Annotated in this window: 15 protein-coding genes, 1 tRNA gene and 2 rRNA genes (1 of these 18 cut by a window edge); 2 read left to right on the top strand and 16 right to left on the bottom strand. The window is 55.1% G+C overall.

What is annotated here, in order from left to right; translation table 11 throughout:
* Positions 1-4 precede the first annotated feature (4 nt).
* The 13 genes from IF205_RS10640 to IF205_RS10580 all read right to left on the bottom strand — a co-directional run bounded on the left by IF205_RS10640 (position 5) and on the right by IF205_RS10580 (position 15,647).
* A complete protein-coding gene (locus IF205_RS10640) occupies positions 5-805 on the bottom strand; it encodes a type VI secretion system-associated protein TagO (RefSeq protein WP_259779347.1) in 801 nt (266 codons plus the stop codon).
* Positions 784-2,340: a sigma-54-dependent transcriptional regulator gene (locus IF205_RS10635; RefSeq protein WP_259779346.1), complete on the bottom strand. Its 1,557-nt coding sequence runs from the start codon at positions 2,338-2,340 to the stop codon at positions 784-786. The genes IF205_RS10640 and IF205_RS10635 overlap by 22 nt, the downstream gene beginning before the upstream one ends.
* Positions 2,337-5,009 carry a type VI secretion system ATPase TssH gene (gene tssH / locus IF205_RS10630; protein ID WP_259779345.1) on the bottom strand — a complete coding sequence of 891 codons (2,673 nt, stop codon included), beginning with the start codon at positions 5,007-5,009 and terminating at the stop codon, positions 2,337-2,339. The genes IF205_RS10635 and tssH overlap by 4 nt, the downstream gene beginning before the upstream one ends.
* Positions 5,009-5,854, bottom strand: coding sequence for a type IVB secretion system protein IcmH/DotU (gene icmH, locus IF205_RS10625; protein ID WP_259779344.1), 846 nt, complete (start codon positions 5,852-5,854; stop codon positions 5,009-5,011). The genes tssH and icmH overlap by 1 nt, the downstream gene beginning before the upstream one ends.
* A 5-nt stretch (positions 5,855-5,859) precedes the next feature.
* Positions 5,860-7,203, bottom strand: a complete 1,344-nt coding sequence (gene tssK / locus IF205_RS10620) for a type VI secretion system baseplate subunit TssK (RefSeq protein WP_259779343.1) — start codon at positions 7,201-7,203, stop codon at positions 5,860-5,862.
* Between the two features lie 8 nt (positions 7,204-7,211).
* Positions 7,212-7,739 carry a type VI secretion system lipoprotein TssJ gene (tssJ, locus tag IF205_RS10615; RefSeq protein WP_259779342.1) on the bottom strand — a complete coding sequence of 176 codons (528 nt, stop codon included), beginning with the start codon at positions 7,737-7,739 and terminating at the stop codon, positions 7,212-7,214.
* A complete protein-coding gene (tagH, locus tag IF205_RS10610; RefSeq protein WP_259779341.1) occupies positions 7,736-9,139 on the bottom strand; it encodes a type VI secretion system-associated FHA domain protein TagH in 1,404 nt (467 codons plus the stop codon). Before tagH ends, tssJ begins: the two co-directional genes overlap by 4 nt.
* Positions 9,140-9,151: 12 nt before the next feature.
* A complete protein-coding gene (tssG, locus tag IF205_RS10605; RefSeq protein WP_259779340.1) occupies positions 9,152-10,177 on the bottom strand; it encodes a type VI secretion system baseplate subunit TssG in 1,026 nt (341 codons plus the stop codon).
* Positions 10,141-11,907, bottom strand: a complete 1,767-nt coding sequence (gene tssF / locus IF205_RS10600; protein ID WP_259779339.1) for a type VI secretion system baseplate subunit TssF — start codon at positions 11,905-11,907, stop codon at positions 10,141-10,143. Before tssF ends, tssG begins: the two co-directional genes overlap by 37 nt.
* A 2-nt stretch (positions 11,908-11,909) precedes the next feature.
* On the bottom strand, positions 11,910-12,365 hold the full coding sequence (gene tssE, locus IF205_RS10595; protein ID WP_259779338.1) for a type VI secretion system baseplate subunit TssE: 456 nt from the start codon (positions 12,363-12,365) through the stop codon (positions 11,910-11,912).
* Positions 12,365-13,840: a type VI secretion system contractile sheath large subunit gene (gene tssC / locus IF205_RS10590; protein WP_259779337.1), complete on the bottom strand. Its 1,476-nt coding sequence runs from the start codon at positions 13,838-13,840 to the stop codon at positions 12,365-12,367. Before tssC ends, tssE begins: the two co-directional genes overlap by 1 nt.
* A 64-nt stretch (positions 13,841-13,904) precedes the next feature.
* Positions 13,905-14,396 carry a type VI secretion system contractile sheath small subunit gene (gene tssB, locus IF205_RS10585; protein ID WP_259779336.1) on the bottom strand — a complete coding sequence of 164 codons (492 nt, stop codon included), beginning with the start codon at positions 14,394-14,396 and terminating at the stop codon, positions 13,905-13,907.
* 867 nt (positions 14,397-15,263) lie between these two features.
* On the bottom strand, positions 15,264-15,647 hold the full coding sequence (locus IF205_RS10580; protein ID WP_259779335.1) for a winged helix-turn-helix transcriptional regulator: 384 nt from the start codon (positions 15,645-15,647) through the stop codon (positions 15,264-15,266).
* 36 nt (positions 15,648-15,683) lie between these two features.
* Between IF205_RS10580 and IF205_RS10575 the strand changes: the two genes are divergently transcribed.
* Together IF205_RS10575 and IF205_RS10570 are read left to right on the top strand one after the other, a co-directional pair.
* On the top strand, positions 15,684-16,025 hold the full coding sequence (locus IF205_RS10575) for a nuclear transport factor 2 family protein (protein ID WP_259779334.1): 342 nt from the start codon (positions 15,684-15,686) through the stop codon (positions 16,023-16,025).
* Positions 16,026-16,057: 32 nt separating this feature from the next.
* Complete coding sequence (locus tag IF205_RS10570; RefSeq protein ID WP_375542647.1) at positions 16,058-16,804, top strand: SDR family oxidoreductase; 747 nt, start codon at positions 16,058-16,060, stop codon at positions 16,802-16,804.
* 66 nt (positions 16,805-16,870) lie between these two features.
* Here the strand turns inward: IF205_RS10570 and IF205_RS10565 are convergent.
* From IF205_RS10565 to IF205_RS10555, 3 genes are all read right to left on the bottom strand, one after another.
* Positions 16,871-16,947, bottom strand: a tRNA-Met gene (locus IF205_RS10565).
* Positions 16,948-17,029: 82 nt separating this feature from the next.
* Positions 17,030-17,145: ribosomal RNA gene (gene rrf, locus IF205_RS10560) — 5S ribosomal RNA — on the bottom strand.
* A gap of 111 nt (positions 17,146-17,256) precedes the next feature.
* A 23S ribosomal RNA gene (locus IF205_RS10555) occupies positions 17,257-18,844 on the bottom strand; it runs 1,156 nt beyond the window's last position.

Genomic DNA, 18,844 nt, shown 5'->3' with positions numbered 1-18,844 from the left:
CCGCTCACGCGCTCCCTACTTTCCAGGAACAGTGACGTCCCACCATTGGCAGCGCATCGCGCAATGCATTGGCATTAAAGAACAGCGACCGCACAGCCTGCCCCCGACCAGCCGAGATTTGCACCCGCGACCCTGCAATCATTTTTCGTAATAGGCGGATGCTCTCCAACCCACGAGCGCTCTCAAGCAGATACCCCTGCCCGCCGACACGCAGGACGCGCTTGATGCTGCCCTCGTCAGTCAGTGTGTCGCCGAACAGAAATCTTGCCGGAACTGTTGCCGTCTCAAATGGAGTTCCCCACTTGATCCGCATCCGTGTGATATTGTTTTCGCAACTCACCAGAAGCGCCCCGTCAGTCCGGGCGTCATCTATATTCCTCAAGGCAAGATAGACATCGGCGTTGCGACCAAGACGCTCATCCCCCTGTTCTCCACCAGGCTCGTCTATCAAGGAGGCAACCCCGTCGCCAACCTTGACGGGCTCCCCGGTACTGCGGTCCAACAAGGTGACATGCACCCCTTGGGCGGTGGTCGCTGAAGTTGCCAGAAAGCCTTCCACAAACGTGACCGCAGGCGGTGTTTCACCGGTTAGACCGGTTCCGCCGGTGGCCACTGGCCGGCCGATATCATCAATTCCCGGTCGCCCCAGAAGACGGTCATAACAGCCTAGACGGTCGAGGCGGTCCGTCTCAGAAAAGCATTTCCCCACATCCGCCGGGTCAAGTGAAATGGTTTCCGCCGTCCACGCACTCGTGCCAACCAGACATCCGGCGGCGGCGAATATTAAAGTCCGTATTTTTTGCATTTGTCCGCCAACGTTCGTTTCGGCACCCCGAGAAGTTCGGCTGCCATAGCCCGGTTGCCATGCGCTTGTGCAAGAGACCGGGAAATCATGTCTTGTTCGAACCATGCCAACGCCTCCGGCAACGGCATGGTTTCGCAATGTTCTGCATCACGGGTTGTGCCGGTTTCCACGGACCGGAAGTGGGATGCGGTCAGGACCCCGCCGTTTTCGACGGTCGACGCCGCCAACCGCGTGAGACCTTCCAATTCACGCCGGTCACCGGGAAAAGCCCTACCGGTCAGATAGGCATATAAAGCCGGTTCCACCGTGATCGTTTTCTTCTCTTCCTGATGAAGAAGTGCCAGTACCGACTGGACGATATCGGCGATATCCTCCCGGCATTCGGCCAAAGGCGGCACCTTCGCCACATTCTGACGTAGGAGATAATAGAGCGCAGGCAGGAACTCATTGTCCTGCACTGCGCGCGCCAGGTCCGGCGAGGCCGACGCGATGATACGGGCCGATATCTGCCGATCCCGCTCACTCCCCAACGGCCGGTAAAATCCCGTATCGGCCAGCCGAAACAGCATTGCCTGCGCGGTATCACCCAGCCGCTCCAGGCCATCGAGATAAAGTGTCCCGCCTGCCGCCTTCCGCAGCAGTCCCTGTCTGGCGCTGGCAACGCCCTTGATCGCACCACGTTTGTATCCGAAGAGTTCCGGTGCAAACACGTCCTCGGTTAACGAGGCGCAATCGGCAAAGACAAAGGGGCCATTTGAAAAACGGGATTGCTCGTGGATCGCTCGTGCGACTTTCTCTTTGCCACTTCCGTCGCCGCCTTCAATCATGACAGCACCGTTCTGGCCTGCCATTTGAGCAACCCGTTCGCGCAAGGCCTGCATCGGTTTTGACCGGCCAATCAACCGCCGCGTCAGGCTGGCCGAAACATTGCGGCGCAAGGCGGACCGGTCCTGTTCCACACGCAAAAGCGATTTTTCCAGGGAAACGCGGTCCGTTTCCTGCCGGGCAACGACCTGCCGGGTTTCTATGGCGGCGGCCACCGATTTAACGACAAGACGCGCTTCACCACGGTTCAGCCAAGGGCCGATAGCCCTCTCACTTAAGACCGCCATAGCCCCCAAAACGCTGTTATTTGTACGCCTCAAAGGAATAACCGCCAAGCAGGATGGCACAGAGATCACATCCAGCGCCTTGGCAACCTGCGAGATATCATAGCCATTGAACCCGCTATCCAGGCACACAGGATCACCTGTCATCACAGCCTGTGCCAGGGGGCAGGCTCCACCTGCCACCGGGTCTATGGGATGAACCAGCTTGGGCGGTGCCCAGGTCGAAAATCCTTGGGCAAATCCCGCCGACAACACAAAATTCTGTGCCGTGGCGTCCAGCAAATAGAGCAAAGCAACGTTCGAACAGGCAACATCCGCCACGAGTTCACAGCTTTGCACCATTACGCCGTCAAGCCTTGTCTGATTCACAAGACTACAGAGCAGAACGAAGTGATCGCGTATGTTCATGCCCTCAAGCATTCTCATGCGCTTTTCACCTCCAGGGCAGCAGCGTTACCGTCTTCCTCCGCCTCCGTGCTATCTTGCTGGGCGGGAAGGAATGTCATGACAAAGCCCCCCTCCACCGCGCTGAGTTCCAGCGATTCAAGCAGCGTTCTTGTCGATATCCGCTCCAATGCCTCTTCCGCAATTTGCGGTAATATCCAGCGATCAATGACCTGTTCAACCATGCGCGCACCATTCTCCGAATGGGTGCACAGTTGCTCTATCAAGTCGATGGCCTGCTGATCCCAGGTAAGGTCGAGACCGCGTACATCGTGAAGGCGTTCCGCCAGAAGCTGTAGCTTCAGCCCGATAATTTCCCGGATGGTTTCGCTGGTCAGCGGCTTGAAGCACAGGATCCGCATCCGCGCCAACAGGGCCGGTTTGAAATGCTCCTGCAGATGCGGACGCAGTGCCTTTTCCAATGCATCCAAAGACGCACTGTCGACTGTTTCGCGATTTTGCATGATGGCGTCGGAGCCAAGGTTCGATGTCATAAAGAATACGACATTCCGACAGTCGATCTCCCGCCCCTCGCCATCGCTGAGAAGCCCCTTGTCGAACCCCTGATAAAAGAGGTTCATAACATCAGGATGCGCTTTTTCCACCTCATCCAGCAAAACCACGGAATAAGGCATCTTGCGAATGGCTTCCGTCAGGATACCGCCTTCACCGTAACCCACATAGCCCGGCGGCGAGCCGATGAGACGGGATACCGTATGCTTTTCCTGATATTCCGACATGTTGATAACCGTCAGGAACTGACGGCCGCCGAACAGATGCGTCGCCACCTGCTCTGCAGTTTCTGTCTTGCCCACGCCTGACGGCCCGACCAGCAGAAAAACACCACGGGGTGTCGCCCCTTTTACCAGGTCAAGCCGGGCGGCTTTCAGGCGGTCGTGGATAACGCCAAGTGCCTGGTCCTGCCCCTTGATGACGGCGCGCAGACCATCGCCCAACGACATAAGCTTTTCGGCTTCATCGCCATTCATGTCCGATGCCGGAATGCCGGTCCAATCAGCAATGACATCGGCCACGGTTTCCGAGCCGACTTCATAATCGATCAAGGCTGTCTCGTCTTGCCGGCTGTTTCGAAGTGTGGAGAGAATATCCATAATTTCTCCACGTGCCTCCTCCTGATCATCGTCACTTTCGGCAATCCGGGCGCGCAGGTCGATCACCTCACCAACCATCTTCTTTTCGCTTTCCCACCGCTCTTTCAACTGCGCCGCCTCAGAGCGGAGGCAGGCAATTTCGTCCGCTATTTTACCCGGTTCCGTGTCAGCCCCATCTGCCGCCATGCGGCTGTCCCTCTGCTGGTCCGCCAGCTCTCTCTCCAAAATGGCAACGCGTTTATTCAGCCAGTCCAGTTGCCGCGGTTGGGCGGACTGCCCCGCCGCCACCCGTACACAAGCAGTGTCCAACACATCGAAAGCCTTATCCGGCAACTGTCGCCCGGTGAGGTATCGCGCCGACAAACCGGCTGCGGCTTTCAATGCGGCATCAGTTACATAAACATTGTGGGTCTGTTCATAACTTGGCCGCAGGCCACGCAGGATCGTTACGCATTGTTCGACGGTTGGTTCGTCCAGCTTGATCAACTGGAAGCGCCGCGTCAGAGCAGCATCCTTTTCAAAGTATTTTTTGTATTCAGACCAGGTTGTTGCAGCAATTGCCCGCAACTGTCCGCGCGCCAAAGCCGGTTTCAACAGATTTGCAGCATCCGATCCACCGGCCTGCCCGCCACCGCCAATCAACGTATGGGCTTCGTCAATGAACAGGACAATTTTCTCCGGGGCGCTCAAGACCTCATCCAAAACTGCCTTCAACCGCCGTTCGAATTCGCCTTTGACGGAAGCACCCGCCTGCAGTGCCCCCATATCCAATTCCCACAAGGCCGCCCCCTGCAGGGCCTTCGGCACATCACCCTCGACGATCTTGATTGCCAGCCCCTCCGCCAGGGCCGTTTTCCCGACCCCGGGATCGCCAACCAAAATCGGATTATTCTTGCGGCGGCGACACAATACGTCCGTCATCTGGGCAATTTCCATATCCCGGCAGAACACCGGATCAATCCGACCGTCCCTGGCTTCTGCCGTGATGTTGCGCCCGAATTTCTCCAGTGCCGTTTCGGATGCTGGCTGAGCCCCTTTCGTTGCAACGCCAGCATCTACGGTCCCTTCCATGCTTCCACGCGTCAATTCCGTAAATCCGGCCAGAAACGCTTTGGCATCAAGTCCTTCGAATTCAGCGAAGACATAGAAATGGCAGTAGCGGTCCGGGTTTTGCGCAATCGCGGCAAACACGGCACCACTGCGGATATATTCCTCTCCCAGTTCCGCATTGGTAAGCATCAGAGCATCCTGCAGAAGCTCGATCAGAAGGGTTGCGAATTCAGGCAAATCCTGTGCGCCGCGCCGGGCCTGCTGCAGGGATTTCTTCACCTTTGCTTCCAGGCGATCTGCGGATACACCGAGGGCAGACAAAATCTTTCCCCAGTCCCCGCCCGGCTGTGCGATCAAAGCAAGCAGATAGTGACTGACGGTCACCTCAAAATGGCTTTGTTCAATCGCTGCCTCGCTGGCACTTTTCAAGGCCTCCCGCGTATAGGAGTTGAGCTTTTCGAGGATACGTTCCTTGGATACTTTCAGCATTACTCGCCCTTTGCCAATGTCATGTCGAGCGACGCTTCAATTTCGCCGACGATAACGTCGATCTTGTTTGAGAGTGACCGGTCGTAGACGATATGTGTGGAGACAAGGATGACCACTCCCAGGGCCACAACGGCCCATATGGGCATTCGCCAGGGCATCGTCTGTTTGCTGTCGTGAATATTCGGCTCGGGGTTCAGCAGCTTGTCGGGGTCTTCCCCTCTCTGCTTTTCAAGGATGAGATGAACAGAGTGCATCAGATGGTCCAGCTTTGCCTGACCATTGTGCATGACGTGGTATTTTCCCTCGAACCCCAACGCCAAACTGTAGTAGAGCAGTTCCAGCAAATCCGTGAAGCGATGCGCCTCGTCCATGACACGGTCCAGGATGGCGAATACTTTTTCCCCACCCCAGGTTTCATTATGAAAAATCGACAGCATGGGCCGTTCCGGCCAGAGACTTTCCGCCCCCCAAGCCTGGGACAACACAGACTCGTCAATTATGGAGCACAGGATGTAACGCGCCGCCAGAACCGTGGCGTCATCGTAACCATATTCTTCCAATTCCTGCCGAAAGACCGGAATCTCATTCACCAGCCGGCTATGCAAATCTTCAACGTCATAGAATTCATAGAGATTCCGAATACGCACGCTCAACCCCAGAAGCGGCACAGCCGCTTCCAGCAATCGGTTTTTGCCTTTGGATGAACAAAGGTGAAAATCGATCGGGTCCCGTTTTTTCATCAATGATGCCGCGGACGGTGGCCGCATCTGGGTCAGACCGGGCGCAGGATTTGCACCGGGAACCAGTTCCGCAGCCGATTGTCCTCTGACAGCAAGATCGTTCATCTGTCTCACCCCATGATGGCCCAGAATTGCATTTCAAGTTCCGGAAATTCACCCGCGATATGGAAGGCAAAGCCATCGGAATTCTCCAGATGCCGCCATTGCGGAGAACTGCGTTCCAAAGCAAAATACGAATAGCCCGCGTGATACGGTAATTGGCGTGGCGCAACAGGCATCAACCGGAGCTGGATTCCCGGCAACTGCTTTTGCACAAGGTCCCGTATTTTCTCGATAGAACTTACTTTTGCCTGCGCGATGAAATCACGGTGCAGGCGCTCTTGCGGAACATTCGCCTTGATCGCGAGCACAAACTCAGCCGTGCCGATCAACTCACGCTCGTGCACGGGGGCAACCACATAGCCATGCAACTTGCGTTCATGCGGTATCGGCACCGCATTCGCCACAAGTGTCGCCGTCACCAGTTGGCGAAGATGCTGTGTTACGGTGGGCCAGCACTGATCCGGCAGCATATGATCGTATGCGGGCAGGTCCGGACAAAGTTTGCTTTCATTCAGGAAAGTCGATAGCTCGCCAATCACCTGCAGAAGCAATTCATAGACAGGGCGCGGATGCTGCATTGGCATCCGGACATAGTGGCGCAACGTGGGTGCAAAGGAATTCAACGCATGCAGGAGCAGGAAGTCGGCGACTTCCGCCACGCCATTATGGTCAGGTTTGCCAATTCGCGTGGCTATCATGCTTGCACGTTGAACGATACCATCGGCCAGTTCCCCCAGGAACCGGCGCAAGGGGGGCGCTGCCGAAATCGACAACATTGTCGGATAGAACCCCTTGTCCAGGACAATGGCCCCCTCACCCGTTTTGTCCACAATCCTTGCAACGGCGAGTTTGGAATAGGCTGAAAGGTCCTGAGAACCCAGCATGAGAACTGGCCGGGCCCTTGAAATTATGATTTCCGCCAGTTCGCCCGCTTGCTCGGTATTGTCACGCACGGCGACACTATCCGAGACATAGCGCGCGCCGGACGCCTCTGCCCGGACATGGGGCATCTCCACCTCAAGGCCACCATCGGTCACCAGCGGAATGCACAGATAGACAATTTCATTGGCGGTGAAACTGTCTGAAATATCCAGGACCGCCGGCGTCAGGTCATGCGCAGGCAGGTCGAAGACCGTGCCATCCGGCATGATCCCGGACGCGGTGACGAGGGAAATTTTGCCAAGACCGAGCAACTCTTCATTGAGGACAACCTGATGGAAGCCGAAATTATGCGGCTCACTGCCCGACGCATAACGTTGGGACAAGCGCTCGAAATAGCGTGTCTGCTGCTGGAAGTGATGAGGTTTGACGAACAGACCGTCCGACCAGGCAACCTTACTGAAAGAGGACATGAAAGCTCCTATCCCTCGTCCTTCATCAACCGGACTTCTTCGTCGAGCAACAGCATCAGGAACCGGTCATCGGAGCCAAGATCCTTGACGCTGATGGACCCGCGCCAGACAGCCGTTTTGATGTCGAGATATTCGGCGATGACAGCAATCTTCTTCGTCCCTTCAGGCAATTCGTATGGGCCGAGGATTTTGTAGCTGTCAGGTTCCAGCAGAACCTCATCGAGGTTTGCCAGCAGTGTCTTGCCCATGGTTTCATCCATGGCGTCCGCCAGGGAAAAGAAATCATAGCTGAACAGTCGGTGATCGCTGCTCAGGGCCATGACCTTGACCACCACCGGCGATGGTTCGCCATTGAAGTTTTTGTTCACATCTCCCGCGGCGTAGGCATGAAGAGAAATCTTGCTTGGTTGCGCTTCCTCTGCACCAACCTGGATATCGGGATCCCATACAACTTCGGCCACCTTTGTCGCCGTGTCACAGCCCACCAGCAGTACCGACAAGATGGCGGCAGAGATAAAACCAGTCACTCGGTTCATTGCTTGATATTCCCTTCCTCATCATCACCAAGGTCGCGCCTCATTTGTTCCTGGCGCATGGTGGAGTGATATTCGTTGCCAAAAACCTCCCAGAACAGCATCTGCAACCCTTGCTGCCGCTGAGATCTGAGTTCCGAGAAATAGGCGCGATACATACGCCAGCACCAGGCGTCGTAGGCTTCCTCACTATCTGGCACACCTGCGGCATCATAAGCTTTGAACCGGCGCTCCAGCGCCTTCGGTCCCAATGCGGCAAGGACAGAATCAAGGGCACGGTCAATGCCCTTTTCCGTCGACGATTGATGTGCAATCAGATGATCCAACGTTTCCTGCATTGCGGCAGGCGCAGACAGATGAACCGGCCCGCGCTTGGAGAAAAACGCATGCAGGGCTTCGTCGGTATCCTCACTGAACCGAATGGGATTATCCTCAAGTGCATGCAGATGCATTGTCGCCAGCGGGAAGTTTCCGGAATCAGCGCGCCGTGCATGATAAATACGGTTCAGCCCTTCAAGCGCCGCACGTAGGGAGGCTCCAATATCCGCGAGAACGCGATTTGCTTCCTCCACGCTCATTTCACCGAGGTGAATCCCCAGACTTCGGGCAAGAGGCCGCAGCGCCACATGATCGACCGGATGGCTCAGGTCGACGGAAACGGGATCGATTTCCGGTTCGGCTGGTTCCGGGGTACTTCCGTTCACCTGTTCTTCAAAGCCGTAGCGGTCGCGACGGACTTTCACGTTGGGCATTGCGGCAAAATGCATATCAGCTTCGTCGGCAACGCTTTGCTCCGTAGGTCTCCTGTCTTGAGAAGACATGCCTTGACGCAACAAGTTTTCACTTTCGCTTTCCCGGCGGCGTTCATAATCCGCGAAGACCTGTATAGGGTCGACCGCGGCGCGCTTCGCAATTTTTTCATCGAATGCATCGAGCGGATCACTTCCGTCCCCGCTCAGACGTTTGGCTTCAACCGGCCTGCTCTCGGTATAGACGCCATCCAATACAAGGCCGTCCTGAACGCCGCTCTCCGCTCCGACCATGGTCAGGACGCCTGGAGAAGGCGTCTCCGCATAATCGTTCCGGCCGACAGAGACCGAACAATGCAGGCCTTCTATCTGAACGAGGTCTTTGTCGGAAAGGATCACAGGACGCCCGCGCGGGATCGTCGACTGCGCCTTGTTGATGCGAATTTTGGCATTGGAAACACGCTCTATCGTGAAACGGCCATCTGCCACCAATATCCGTGCGGCAACTTCCGGAACAGCCCCCGCAGAATCCTGGATACGCCAAGTGGAATCCTCTGAAGAACCGATCAGCCCGCCCCTTTGGGAAAACACACAGCTGCTCCGCAGCGACGGCAGTAATTCCTGGACATTTTCGATCTGAAATTTTGCTTTCATACTTTCCTCAGCTCACCCTCGTGCCTGCAAGACAACCGGCTTGAGACCTTCATTCCGGGTATTGCCAATAAACGTCGTCCAACCGAGATTCGCCCGGTGTTCCCGCCCGAGTTCCAGGACCGGTGCCTCGTCACGCTTTAAGTGAAGTTCAATGTCGTATGCCAGTTGGTCTTTCAGAAGGAACGACACCAGTTCCTTCAACCGCGGAAAATCCCGGCCACTGGGCAGAAAGTCCCTGAATCGTTCGAAACTGAGATCCTTCAACACCACGGTAAATTTGCCCGCACGATCCTTCGCAAAGCGCCCGATCACAAAATCCTGGCCAAGGGTCATATTTCCCTGCCCCATGCGGGCCCGCTGCGTTGGAGAAATTTCAACCTTGCGTAGTTCCAGTTGCCGGATGCTCACATTTGTCAGACTGAACGCATGCGCAATGACGCCACTAATCATATCCGCGGAACGAACCCGGCCGGCAACAACGCCCAGATAAGTCAGCAGCTTGGCCCAGGGGATGTCCGCCCGGCCGCGGCTTTCGCGCGCACCGATTCCGATCAGGGAAAACATCCAGTCCGAAAACTGGTCCTGGGCGCCGGCGCGATACCGAAGATAATACCGATATTTCCTGCCGATCAGATAAAACAGCCAGATCAACCTGTTGGAAAAAAAGTCGTTCAGGGTTTGCTGAATACCTTCTTCTCCGGCGCTCCAGGCCGCTGTCTCCACCATATGGGACGGCAGCGGGGAGGACGAACCATGCAAGCCCAGAAAGGAGACGGTCAATTCCGCCGGAACGTCAGCCTGTTCGCCGTCGCCCCACGCAGGCCGCAATGCGATCACGTCGGACGCAGGAAACCCCAGTCCCGGGTCAACACGGAAGATGATATTCCGGCCCCCCTGGCGTTGCAGCGCCTGCTCTTCAACCTGCTCTCCCGACGCTTTCAGCAAAACCTCTACGGCTCGATTGAAAGCATATCGTTGCGGTTGCTGATGGAGATCAGAGATCAGATCAGAGGCTGATTGCCGACACGCGCGGCCCATCGGTACTCCTCCCCTGCTTCCTGTCCACGAACGACAAGCTCGTGGAACGAATTGATCGTGGCATATAGCGCGAAAAACTCCGCCATCACGGTCGCAAAGAGATACATCTCGCCTTCATTGGCGAATTTGCTTTCCCGCATGTGAATGGTGGATCGCATGCCGCGCACCGGTACGCCTTTGAAAAGCCTGTCGACAGGTTCCGAGTGTAGTTTTTCAATTCCTTCCAGGCGCATCACGGCAACGCGTTCGCGCTGCCTGTCCACCTTCGCATTGAAATCGAAAACGTTCAGAACGGTCCTGAGCGCCTCAACACTCTGGAGCGACAAATAATTCAATGACAAAGCTGAAATCAGTTGCCACTGCAATGTGCCATCCACCACAGGATATCGCGGCGGCGTGGGCCGCGTGACATTCGCCGGCCGAACAAAGGACGGAACCATATGTGTAGGAATGCTGACGTCGCCTATGGCAAGGTCCTGCGGTGCGCTTCCATTGAAACAACTTAACCGGACAGAAATTGTTTCATTATTGGCGCGCCCCAACTGCTCGTCTTCGCGTATGAAAGACACCAACCGGTCGAGCTTTTCCCCAGAGATCGACTGACGAACCTTTTCCCGGAAATAGACGGCATTTCGCCCGTCCACCCGTTCTATTTCGTGAAGGAAGGATTCAAAACGGCTGAATTCCCGTGCATTGGTGCCGGTTCCTGCCGACGGCTTCCACCCCGTGACACTATCAATGGAAAATATCTCGATCTCGCCGTCATGCCGCCGCGCCGGACGAACAAGATATTCATTACGCTTGCCGTCGAGCAGAAAAGGCTCGGCGTCATGCTCAAAGAGGTTGATTGCAGGCACGCAATGCAACATCAGGCTATTAGGGATAATACGAACATCCGGTGGCAAGGGGCGTTCGAATTCCAGCACCAGCTTCAGCTTTGTCGCGTCACTGGATAGATGAGAAAGCGGTATATGGGTTACGTCGACAAAGTAGTATTTCTGTGGGAATGCGTAGAATTCCTGCAGCAGACGGTAACCCGCAAAACTGTTTTCCGGATAAGGCAGAACCCCTTCGTCATTCCCCAGTCCCACCTGTTGAACCGCATCGCGCGCCACGGTAATCGCATCGCCGGTTTCCGGATTGACGATTTTCACCGTTCTAAGATAGCGATGCAGCCACAGCCCCAAGGTCAGGGCGGAATAGTCACTCCCCCCTAAATAAAACCGAAGCCGATCCAGTGCCACCTCATGAATACATTCTTCGTTCAGGGTTTCCACATCCACTGTGATGACCGATTTGTCCCTGGATAGGTCGTGGTGGATATCGGATACCCGGATCGGCAAAATGTCTGTGTCATAGGCTGTGCGGAATCGACAGACTGTGTCTTCGACAGGGACGCTTTCAACTTCACAGCCCGCAGGAATATGCTGCTGCTCGTCTACCGCACCGGGAACCGGTGAAAATTGTAGAACCGTCATAGACGGAATGGGACGCAGAAAGTTCGGCCACAGCAGCATAAACAGAGACTGCGTGACTTCCGGCAACTGATCGTCGATCTTTTCCCGAAGTCGCCCTGTCAGGAACGCAAAGCCCTCCAAAAGACGCTCAACATCCGGATCAGTGCTTCGCTCGGACAGGTAATTGGTCAACTTCGGAAAATGCCGGGCAAACTCCTGCCCTGAACTCCGAAGGTAATCCAATTCATCCAGAAAGTAGCGCGCTGTTGACACCGCTATCCGCCCATTCTCAATGAAAAGGTTCTGCCTTCACTCAGGACAAGATCGATCATGACCTGTTCGCGGGCATGCCCGATGGTTGTCCGCGCAGAAACCTGGAAAAACAGATCCAGGCCCTGGTCCTGCTTACGATCGAAATTGACGACCACATTACTGACACGAGGCTCGTAGGTTTCTATGACTTTACGGATGTCGCCGGCGACGATCCGAAGCATGTCGGACGAACCAACAGATGCGTCGTTGAAGTCCCGCAAACCGAAACCCGGGGCACTGAGCGCACCGCCTTGGCGCCCGTTCAGCACCTTCAAAAGATTGTTTTTGATGGATGCTACTCGCGCAGACAAGGCATCCCCCGTCCGCGGCCCCTCCTGCAAATCGTCGGCCCGGACGCGTTCCAACAGAGAACGCGCCCGGACGGACTTCACGGTTTGACGCGTGTCAGTCCGGATCATCAGTCTTTATCCAGGCGGCCAACCAGCGATAATTCGAAATTTGCCCCCATATATTTGAAATGCGGACGAACAGACATGCTGACCCGGTACCAACCCGGATCACCAGCCACGTCTGAGACTTCCACTTTCGCAGCGCGGAGCGGACGACGCGACCGGACATCGGCCGGTGGGTTTTCCTGATCCGCTACATACTGGACAATCCAGGCATTCAACTCACGCTCAAGGTCCGACCGCTCTTTCCATGCACCGATCTGTTCACGCTGCAGAACTTTGATGTAATGCGCCAACCGGTTGATGATGAACATATAGGGCAGTTGCGTACCAAGCTTGTAGTTTGTCTCCGCCTCTTTACCTTCTTTTGTATTGGCAAATCGTTTCGGCTTCTGAATGGAGTTGGCGGAAAAGAAAGCGGCATTATCGGAGCCCTTGCGCATCGTCAAAGCAATAAAGCCTTCTTCCGCCAGCTCAAATTCCCGGCGATCCGTAATCAACGCCTCTGTGGGAATCTTCTGCTCCAACTGACCGAAAGCCTCATAAACATGAACCGGCAGGTCATTCACCGCACCACCGGATTGCGGCCCGATAATGTTGGGACACCAGCGGAAGTTGGCAAAGCTGTCGTTGATACGTTCCGCCATCAATACGGCCGTATTCCCCCAGAGGTAATGTTCGTGACTATCCTCCACCGTTTCACGGTATTGGAAGGATTTCACCGGGTTTTCCAACGGGTCATAAGGATTGCGCAGCAGGAAGCGTGGTGCTGTCAGGCCAACATAGCGCGCATCTTCGGATTCCCGTAGACCACGCCATTTCGCATATTGCGGGCCTTCGAAGACGGAGGACAACTCCTTGATCTCACCCAGTTGGGTAAAGGAATCGACGCCGAAGAACTTGGGACTGACCGACGAAATGAATGGTGCATGGGCCATCGCCCCCACAGACGCACAATACTGCAACAGCTTCATATCCGGCGATGATGCGTTGAAGGCGTAAAGTCCAACCATGGCGCCTACAGGATCGCCACCAAACTGCCCGTAGCCTGATGCATAGACATGCTTGTAAAGACCGGACTGCGGTACTTCCGGCGACAACTCAAAATCTTCGAGCAGTTCGTCTTTCCGGATCGAAAGCAGCTCAATCTTGATGTTTTCACGGAAATTAGTCCGATCGATCAAAAGCTTCAGGCTGCGCCAGGTCGACTCAAGCTCCTGAAACTCCGGATGGTGCAAAATCTCATCCATCTGCAGCGAGATCTTACGATCCAATTCAGCGATCATCCGGTCAACGCGGGCCTTGTTGACCGGCTCACTATCCGCATCCCCTTCCAGCAATTCCGCGATGAAGGCCTCTACGCCCTTACGCGCGACATCGTAGCCGTCGTCATCCGGCACGAGGTTGCTTTTTGCCATAATCTGATCGAGCAGGGAGTCACCAGCCACGGCTTCCGGGGCGGCTTCCAGAGTATCTGTTGTCATGTCCTTAATCTTTCCAGCAATACTGCTTGGCTGTGTCAGTCGAAGTTGAGCGCCGATGAACCCGTTAGTCGTTGGTTTCTCGGCTTCCGAGTTCAGACATCAGGGCTTCGCGCTTTTCCGGGTCGTCGATAATCTCGGACAACGCCTTACGGAATGCAGGCAGGTTCCCCAGCGGCCCTTTCAGAGCCGTGAGCGCCTCACGCAAATTGGACAGCTTTTTCAGTTCTGGAACTTGTTCGATAAGCGCATCAGGTGAAAAGTCCTGAAGGGACTCGAATGCCAGCTTCAGGTTCAGCATTGCATCCGCATCGTCTCGCAGAACATCGCGTACCTCCAAAGTCCTTTCCAGATTCATCTCTTTCAGGACACTGGCGAAGGTATTTTTATCAATCTCCACCGCATTGCGCTCTTCCAGCATGGTATCATCAGGCCTGCCGGTAAAATCGCCGACAACCACCATTTTAAGCGGCAGCTCGACTTCTTCCTGCTGATCGCCGGTCGCTGGAACAAATTTGATATTGATGCGCTCTTTGGGCGCAACGGATGCATCTCTCATTTCATCACCATCTAATTTTCAAACGCGCCACAAGCGCATCGTCAAAAGACAATGCGTCTTATCCGCAAAGATTTTCCGGAAACCGTCACGTCGATGATTGTGACTTATCCCCCCCAAAAAAGTGCCCCAAATAAGCCTGAGAGGCCTACCCCTTTACCACCCTTCCAATATTACATTCACGCCGAGAGCACAACAGTACCGTCTATTTTTAGTTGAACATTAGGAAACACGCAAAGTTCAAAAAAAACAGAGAGATAATCAAAATCTCCTTAGAAAACCCTTGTGATTTTTTTGTGACATCCCCTCAATCCTGAACCTACCAATAAGGGAGTTATGGAATAAATGCCCCTTTGAAATACAATATTTCACAATGAACTCCCCCCTAAGGCAGAGCTTGTCGCGGTGACATGACTTGTCAGGTGAACTGAAGCAAAAGCGGTGCTGGCTGACACAGCCGGATGCCATGCAGTCATCAATCCGGGCACATAATCGGTATAGTGAAGACGGTGACAGGAAATGTCGGCATCAGACGGATGCTGTTGTCAGCGCTTGCCCCCAACCAGAGAGCCTCGAAAAACAGTCTGTCTTTCAGACGAACACGCTGGCCGATTGCAATGAGCAGGACGAGACCATGAGCGGCACTAGCCGACACATCTTTCAGTAATAGTGCCCGCCCCCCCTTTATGGGTGTTGAAGATCAGACCTTGGTCTGCGACACTAGAAAATCCCGCAAAGCCGAGCCACTCAAAGTCTGATATCTGTCGGCCTTCGACACGCTCATAACCGATGCAGCCGTCCCTGGGGAAATAGCCGGCCAAATGACGCACGGCGCAATTATCACAGGTTCACAATAAGAGGGCTGATACCTTAAACCGGATCGTCCTCGCTATCGCGAAGAGCAGCCCACGTCAGCAATGCATCCAAAGCGGGGCAAAGCGCCTGTCCCCAGTCGGTAAGACAATATTCAACCTTGGGCGGGACCTGATGATGGACAATACGTCGGACAATCCCGTCGCTTTCCATCTGTCGAAGCTGTTGAATCAACATTTTCTGCGACACCGACGGGATTGCCCGCTCCAGTTCGGAAAAGCGTAAGACCTTACCGCCGAACAAGTGAAACAGGATCGTCAGTTTCCACCGCCCCTCCAGGATTTTCAAGGCCTTCTCGACACCCTCAGCAGCCGTTTCGCGGGTGTGGTTAAGGTGCTTACTTTTTGGTGAGTACCTTACTTTTTCGTCGGTTCTTGTCATTTTTCCAGCTTATCCTCATCTTGGCAGGGAAACAACATGACAGGGATCAACATGTCGATCATCCTCCCCACCCCGGTCTCCGGCTATTTCACGGCGGACCGCACCGATAACGAGACCATCACAGATTGCTTCACCAAAGATGCGATCGTCGTCGATAACGGCCAGACCCATACCGGCCACCATGGTATACACCAATGGAAAACCACCACTTCCAAGAAATACAGCTATGTCGCAGCCCCTTACAAAGTGACTGAAGAAGGTGCCCTGACTGTAGTGATTGCGCGCCTTACCGGAAACTTTCCCGGCAGTCCGATCGACTTGCGCTACGCTTTCACTCTACAAGGTGATTTGATTGAACGGCTGGAGATCACACTATGACCTTCGATCTCGGTTTGAGCGGAGCTCGTGTAGTGGTAACGGGTGGAACGAGGGGGATCGGCGCAGCCGTGGTCGACACACTGGTTGAGGCCGGTGCACGGGTCATAACGACGGCGCGCAGCCTGCCGCCGCTCCCTGCAAGCAACGTAGAATACGTTTCGGCCGACATAAGCACTTCAGAGGGATGCACCAAGGTCGCCGATGACGTGCACAGGCTTTTCGGCGGCATAGATGTGATTGTTCATGTTGTCGGCGGTTCGTCCTCTCCTCCGGGAGGTTTCATTGCTTTGGATGATGAAGCGTGGTTCAGGGAGCTGAACCACAATCTCATGCCAGCGGTACGTCTCGACAGGGCTCTTGCACCTTACATGATCGCGCAGAAAAAAGGCGTCATCATTCATGTGACCTCCATCCAGAACCGATTGCCACTTCCCGATTCCACAACGGCATACGCGGCAGCCAAGGCCGCCCTATCAACCTACAGCAAGAGCCTTTCGAAAGAGCTGACGCCGCAAGGTGTTCGTGTTATGCGCGTTTCACCGGGCTGGGTGGAAACGGAAGCAGCCGTCGCATTGGTTGAACGTCTGGCGAACCAGGCCGGTGTGGACTACGAAGGTGGCAAGCAGATCGTCATGAATGCATTGGGTGGCATTCCACTCGGTCGTCCGGCCAAACCAAAAGAGATCGCCGATCTCATCGCTTTCGTGGCCTCTCGACGCGCCGGATCATTGTCAGGAGCCGAGATCGTGGTTGACGGGGGCACAACACCTGTCACCTGATCATCCGCTGTGGAGAGGTCAGGTTATAAAGCAAAAGCCCCACACCTATGGTGTAGGGCTTTGTGCTGGTTGCGGGGGCCAGATTTGAACTGACGACCTTCAGGTTATGAGCCTGACGAGCTACCGGGCTGCTCCACCCCGCGTCAGAGTTTTTAATCCCCTATGGGATTTATTTTTTATAGGGGATGGATTGGAAGAGTGAATAGGTAAGACTGTGTATGGAAGACCTGGCAGCGACCTACTCTCCCGTGGCTTAAGCCAAAGTACCATCGGCGCAGAGGGCTTTCACTTCCGAGTTCGGGATGGGATCGGGTGGATCCTCCCTCGCCATAGCCACCAGGTCGTCGATACACAGTGAAGCACAAGAAGTCTTTTATAGTTGCGTTATGTTATGGGTTGGTCGAGTTCATCAGCGATTGATTGAGATCCTTGCCGCTGTATGCGGCGAGGAGATGATGAAGCCGATCGAGCGATTAGTACCGGTAAGCTGCATGTGTTGCCACACTTCCACACCCGGCCTATTAACGTGGTGGTCTACCACGGCTCTCAGCGAGACCTAGTTTTGAGGGGGGCTTCCCGCTTAGATGCCTTCAGCGGTTATCCCGTCCGCACATAGCTACCCAGCTGTGCCACTGGCGTGACAACTGGTCCACCAGAGGTGCGTCCATCCCGGTCCTCTCGTACTAGGGACAGCTCCTCTCAAGTCTCGTACACCCACGGCAGATAGGGACCGAACTGTCTCACGACGTTCTAAACCCAGCTCACGTACCACTTTAAATGGCGAACAGCCATACCCTTGGGACCTGCTCCAGCCCCAGGATGTGATGAGCCGACATCGAGGTGCCAAACACCCCCGTCGATGTGGACTCTTGGGGGGTATCAGCCTGTTATCCCCGGCGTACCTTTTATCCGTTGAGCGATGGCCCTTCCACTCGGGACCACCGGATCACTATGACCGACTTTCGTCTCTGCTCCACCTGTCGGTGTCGCAGTCAGGCAGGCTTTTGCCATTGCACTCATCAGACGATTTCCGACCGTCTTGAGCCTACCATCGCGCGCCTCCGTTACTCTTTGGGAGGCGACCGCCCCAGTCAAACTACCCACCACGCAGGGTCCCGGACCCGGATAACGGGCCGCGGTTAGATATCAAAATTCACAAGGGCGGTATTTCAAGGATGCCTCCACCGAGACTGGCGTCCCGGCTTCAAAGGCTCCCGCCTATCCTACACATGTCAATTCTGATACCACTGCGAAGCTGTAGTAAAGGTGCACGGGGTCTTTCCGTCTGACCGCGGGAACTCCGCATCTTCACGGAGAGTTCAATTTCGCTGAGTCTGCGTTGGAGACAGTGGGGCAGTCGTTACGCCATTCGTGCAGGTCGGAACTTACCCGACAAGGAATTTCGCTACCTTAGGACCGTTATAGTTACGGCCGCCGTTTACCGGGGCTTCAATTCGGTGCTTGCACACCTCCTTTTAACCTTCCGGCACCGGGCAGGCGTCAGACCCTATACGTCGTCTTGCGACTTCGCAGAGCCCTATGTTTTTAATAAACAGTCGCCACCCCCTAGTCTGTGCCACCCACACCTGGTTGCCCAAGCATGGGTCTCCCTTCTCGCGAACTTACGGGAGTATTTTGCCGAGTTCCTTCAACGCAGTTCTCTCAAGCGCCTTGGTATACTCTACCATCCCACCTGTGTCGGTTTCGGGTACGGTCTATTGCTGGGGCTATTTCCTGGAACAGCTTCACTGCACCCCCAATCCGATAAGGGGATACAATTTACGCCATTCGTCACGTCCCAGCAGGCTGAGGAATATTAACCTCATTCCCATCGTCTACGGCTTTCGCCCTCGACTTAGGGGCCGGCTTACCCTGCGCGGATTAGCCTTGCGCAGGAACCCTTGGGATTTCGGCGAGAGTGTTTCTCACACTCTTTATCGCTACTCATGTCAGCATTCGCACTTCCGATACCTCCAGCAAACCTCACGGTTCACCTTCAGCGGCTTACGGAACGCTCCGCTACCACTTGGATAAATCCAA

It is taken from the genome of Aestuariispira ectoiniformans, from assembly GCF_025136295.1.
GTDB classification, from domain to species: Bacteria; Pseudomonadota; Alphaproteobacteria; order UBA8366; family Aestuariispiraceae; genus Aestuariispira_A; species Aestuariispira_A ectoiniformans.
The sequence above is the reverse complement of the archived record's forward strand: the minus strand, read 5'-3'. Positions and strand labels throughout refer to the sequence as shown.

Coding starts and splice junctions, on each gene's coding strand:
- tssC (WP_259779337.1), bottom strand. CDS start 13,840: ATGACAACAGATACTCTGGAAGCCGCCCCGGAAGCCGTGGCTGGTGAC.
- tssE (WP_259779338.1), bottom strand. CDS start 12,365: ATGATCCGGACTGACACGCGTCAAACCGTGAAGTCCGTCCGGGCGCGT.
- icmH (WP_259779344.1), bottom strand. CDS start 5,854: ATGAACGATCTTGCTGTCAGAGGACAATCGGCTGCGGAACTGGTTCCC.
- tagH (WP_259779341.1), bottom strand. CDS start 9,139: ATGAAAGCAAAATTTCAGATCGAAAATGTCCAGGAATTACTGCCGTCG.
- tssK (WP_259779343.1), bottom strand. CDS start 7,203: ATGTCCTCTTTCAGTAAGGTTGCCTGGTCGGACGGTCTGTTCGTCAAA.
- IF205_RS10640 (WP_259779347.1), bottom strand. CDS start 805: ATGCAAAAAATACGGACTTTAATATTCGCCGCCGCCGGATGTCTGGTT.
- tssH (WP_259779345.1), bottom strand. CDS start 5,009: ATGCTGAAAGTATCCAAGGAACGTATCCTCGAAAAGCTCAACTCCTAT.
- tssG (WP_259779340.1), bottom strand. CDS start 10,177: ATGGGCCGCGCGTGTCGGCAATCAGCCTCTGATCTGATCTCTGATCTC.
- tssB (WP_259779336.1), bottom strand. CDS start 14,396: ATGAGAGATGCATCCGTTGCGCCCAAAGAGCGCATCAATATCAAATTT.
- tssJ (WP_259779342.1), bottom strand. CDS start 7,739: ATGAACCGAGTGACTGGTTTTATCTCTGCCGCCATCTTGTCGGTACTG.
- IF205_RS10575 (WP_259779334.1), top strand. CDS start 15,684: ATGACAGGGATCAACATGTCGATCATCCTCCCCACCCCGGTCTCCGGC.
- IF205_RS10580 (WP_259779335.1), bottom strand. CDS start 15,647: ATGACAAGAACCGACGAAAAAGTAAGGTACTCACCAAAAAGTAAGCAC.
- IF205_RS10635 (WP_259779346.1), bottom strand. CDS start 2,340: ATGAGAATGCTTGAGGGCATGAACATACGCGATCACTTCGTTCTGCTC.